The 1069-nt window shown below is 76.0% G+C and carries 1 protein-coding gene and 1 pseudogene; one reads left to right on the top strand and one right to left on the bottom strand.

All coding sequences use genetic code 11. From position 1 onward, the window contains the following. Positions 1-376 (top strand): annotated as a pseudogene (locus tag AB0C29_RS49990) (LysR family transcriptional regulator); the annotation flags it as partial. Here the strand turns inward: AB0C29_RS49990 and AB0C29_RS49985 are convergent. Continuing rightward, on the bottom strand, positions 342-1069 hold a 728-nt coding region (locus AB0C29_RS49985), incomplete at its 5' end, for a VWA domain-containing protein (RefSeq protein WP_360835636.1). The pseudogene AB0C29_RS49990 and the gene AB0C29_RS49985 sit on opposite strands and share 35 nt — an antisense overlap.

Genomic DNA, 1069 nt, shown 5'->3' with positions numbered 1-1069 from the left:
GTCGGCGGCGGCGGACTCCGGGGCGGTGCCGGCGATGCTGCGCCGGCTGGGCGTTCCGGAGGACCGGCAGCAGATCTTCCAGAGCCACGCGGCGGCGCTGGAGGAGGCGAAGCGCGGCAAGGGCGTGGCCGCCGGGCTGTCGTTCACGGTGGCGCAGGACGTGGCGCACGGTCACCTGGTCCACGTCACCGGCCCGCAGGTGACCTTCGACGCGGTGTGGCACTCGTTGATGCTGGTGGGGCAGGCGGCGCCGTCAGCGGCGGCCGAGCTGGCCCGCTTCGCGGCGACCCCGCGGGGGATCCAGGCGATGATGCGCGGCGCCGGAGTGACGGTGGGTCACTTCAGGCCGTCGGTGCACGTGACCCTCTGGAGCTGACCGCGGCGATCTCCGCGGCGACCCGGGTCAGGTCGCCGAAGGTCCCGGCCGGCAGCAACCGGTCGCAGAACGGCAGGGCGGCGGCCATGGCGCCGACCCGCGGCGCGAAGCCCGGCGCCCCGGCGCGCGGGTTCATCCAGATGATCCGGTACGCGCGCCGCCGCAGCCGGGCCAGCACCGCGGCGAGCTCGGCGGGCGGATCGCTGTCCCAGCCATCGGACCCGATGACCACGACCGACCCGCGGACGGCGTTGCCGTGGTGCGAGGCGAGCAGCGCCCGCAGGTTGCCCGCGATGCGCGTACCGCCGAAGCGATCGGTGACCAGCTCCCCGGCCCGTTCGACGGCGGCCACCGCGGAGGTGTGCCGCAGCACGACGGTGAGCCGGGTCAGCGTGGTGGCGAAGGCGAAGACCTCCGCCTCGGCCACGGTCGCGAAGGCCCGCATGAGGTGCAGATACGCGGTGGCCTGGGCCTGCATGGACTGGCTGACGTCGCAGAGCAGCACGACCCGGCGCGGTCGCCGTACGGGCCGGGAGCGCACCAGGGCGACCGGCTCCCACCCGGTGCGCCGGGCCCGGGTCAGTGTCGGCCGCAACGCGATCCGCCGCCCGGAGTGCCCGGTCCGGGACCGCCGGCTCCGCCGTGACGGCCAGTCGACGGCCCGCAGCCGCTCCCCCAGCAACGCCACCTGGG

It is taken from the genome of Actinoplanes sp. NPDC048791, assembly GCF_040650095.1.
Classification (GTDB): domain Bacteria; phylum Actinomycetota; class Actinomycetes; order Mycobacteriales; family Micromonosporaceae; genus Actinoplanes.
This window is presented reverse-complemented; position numbering and strand designations above follow the sequence as displayed.